Genomic DNA, 2,695 nt, shown 5'->3' with positions numbered 1-2,695 from the left:
GGCGTCACCCTGATGTGTGCGGCGCCCGCCGTCCTGAACGCCGTGCTCGACGCGGCCGCCGGCTGGGAGGGCGAGATCCCCGGCCGCGACCGGGTCCGGATCGTCTGCGCGGGCGCGCCGCCGCCGACCCGCACGATCGAGCGCGTGATGGGCGAGCTGGGCTGGGAGTTCATCCAGATCTACGGGCTCACCGAGACCTCGCCACTGGTCACGGTCAACCGGGGGCGCGAGGAGTGGGACGACCTGGAGCCCACCGATCGTGCGCGGCGGCTCGGGCGGGCGGGGGTGCCCGCGCTCGGCGTACGCGTCGATGTGGACGTCGACGGTGAGGTGCTGACCGCGTCGAACCACAACCTGGACGGCTACTGGGACCAGCCCGAGGAGACCGCGAAGGCGCAGGCGGGTGGGTGGTTCCACACCGGGGACGGCGGATACCTCGACGACGAGGGCTACTTGGTGATCTCCGACCGCAAGAAGGACGTCATCATCTCGGGCGGCGAGAACGTCTCGTCGATCGAGGTGGAGGACGTGATCACCTCGCATCCGGCCGTGCGCGAGGTCGCGGTCATCGGCATTCCGGACGCCAAGTGGGGCGAGTCGGTGACCGCACTCGTCGTGACGGACGGATCGGGCGTCACCGCCGAGGAGTTGATCGCACACTGCCGTACGCGGCTGGCCGGTTTCAAGACGCCCAAGCGGGTCGACTTCGTGGAGTCGCTGCCGCGCACGGCGACGGGGAAGCTGCAGAAGTTCAAGCTGCGCGAGCCGTTCTGGCGGGAGTGACGGAAAGGACGACGGCAGGAGTGAGGGGGTGACGGAAGCGGGTCCCGCTTCCGTCACCCCCTCCCCACGCCTTCAGAGCATCACCGGTGGCTGAACCACGCCATCGCCGGCAGCGCCCTGTCGTCGTAGCCGAACAGGGCCTGGTTCTCCCAGCCGTTGCCGGAGGAGGCGTCGGTGGGATCCCAGCCGTTGCCGGTGACCGCGGTCCAGGTGGACTCCCAGTAGAAGATGCCGAGCCCGCGGCCGTTCGGGACGGCCTCCACGATGCTCGCCACGTCCTTCATCCACTGTGTCTGGCCGGCGGTCGAGGCCGGGTAGCCGGGCACCAGCTCGCTGCTGAGGTCGATGATGTTCTCGTGCGAGTCCTTGCTGTCGAGGCGGAAGGGGTAGGCCGTCTCGGCGAGGTACACCGGCTTGCCGTAGCGGGTCGCCGCGTCGTCCAGGGTCGTCTGGAAGTCGGCGAGCGTGCCGTGCCAGTAGCCGTAGTAGGACAGGCCGATGACGTCGAACTTCACGCCGTTGGAGACCGCGCTGTCGAACCACCAGCGGGTGCCCGCCAGATCGCCGCCCTTGGCGAGGTGCAGGGCCACGGTCGTACCGGAGTTGACCGCCTTGACCGCGTCGTAGCCGGAGTTGAGCAGCCCGGCGAGCTGCGACCAGTTCGAGGTGGAACCCTCGTTCCAGAGCATGCCGCCGTTGATCTCGTTGCCGACCTGCACCATGTCGGCCGTGGTGCCCTGCGCCTTCAGCGCGTTCAGCACGTCGTACGTGTGGTTGTAGACGTCGGTCTTCAGCTGGCTGTACGAGTGTCCGGCCCAGGCGGCGGGCTTGGACTGGGCGCCGGGGTCGGCCCAGGTGTCCGAGTAGTGGAAGTCGACGAGGAGCTTCATGCCCTGCGCCTTGACTCGCTTGGCCGTCGCCAGCACGCGTGTCTTGTTGTTGTAGCCGTCGGCGGGGTTCACCCACACCTTGAGGCGGGCGTAGTTCTGCCCGGCGGACTTGAGGATGGCGAGCGCGTCACCGGTCGTGCCAGAGTTGTACTTGTAGACGCCGCCCTTGGCCTCGCTCTTGGCGAGCGACGACACGTCGGAGCCCTTGATGGGCAGGCCCGCCGTACCGGATATGAAGGTCAGGTCGTCGACGTTGATCCAGTTGCCCGCCTTCGCATCGGAGTTGATGCTGATCGTGCACTGGTTGTTCGTCACGGCAATGGGGGTGACGATCCGTATCCAGCCGCTGGACGAGACCGGGATGTCGGTGCGCTGTTCCGCACCGCCGCAGTTCTTCAGCGCGAGGTAGGCGGAGTTCTGGCCGCCGCCCGAGCGCACCCAGGCGGTGAGCTTGTAGTTGCCGTTGGTGAGGCCCGAGAGGTACTGGTACGTCTCCACCTTGTAGGCGGAGGCCGAGTAGTGCGTCAGGCGGTAGCTGCCGCCGTGGCCGCCCGCCTCCGTGAAGGAGGCCGCGGTCTGGCCTCCCGCGGAGTAGGTCGACCAGCCGGTCGGGGTCGTGGTGCCTGTGCCGTTCGACTCGAAGCCCGCGTTGGTGAGGGTGCTTGCGGCGTGGGCGCTCTGCGCGGGCAGGGCGGTGAGGGCGAGGCCGGCTGCCAGCGGGAGCAGCAGGGCCCTGAGTGTGCGTCTGGGATGGAACATCGTCGTCCGTCGTCCCTTCGACGTGATGATGTGGATGTGCCCCTGAGTGGGGCGTGGGGGTGGCGTGGGGTTCTTCGCCCCCGCCGCCCCTACCCGTCCCGTCCTTTCGGGGGCCAGCCCCCGAACCCCCGCTCCTCAAACGCCGGAGGGGCTGACTACTAGCCCGTCCGGCGTTTGAGGACGAGGCCGTTCAGGCCGATGCGGGGGTCTGGGGGCGGAGCCCCCAGAAGGGACGGGAACGGGTAGGGGCGGCGGGGGCGAAA

2 protein-coding genes are annotated in these 2,695 nt (G+C 68.8%); one reads left to right on the top strand and one right to left on the bottom strand.

Annotated features, from left to right (window positions below):
• Positions 1-783: class I adenylate-forming enzyme family protein (locus O3Q52_RS51745; protein ID WP_269655347.1), on the top strand; the 783-nt coding region annotated here is incomplete at its 5' end.
• A gap of 80 nt (positions 784-863) precedes the next feature.
• Here O3Q52_RS51745 and O3Q52_RS51740 read toward each other — a convergent pair.
• Entirely contained in the window at positions 864-2,432 is a 1,569-nt protein-coding gene (locus tag O3Q52_RS51740) for an arabinogalactan endo-1,4-beta-galactosidase (RefSeq protein WP_269655346.1), read from the bottom strand.
• Positions 2,433-2,695 lie beyond the last annotated feature (263 nt).

The sequence above is a fragment of the Streptomyces sp. ActVer genome (assembly GCF_027270795.1).
In the GTDB taxonomy this organism is placed as follows: Bacteria; Actinomycetota; Actinomycetes; order Streptomycetales; family Streptomycetaceae; genus Streptomyces; species Streptomyces umbrinus_A.
The sequence above is the reverse complement of the archived record's forward strand: the minus strand, read 5'-3'. Positions and strand labels throughout refer to the sequence as shown.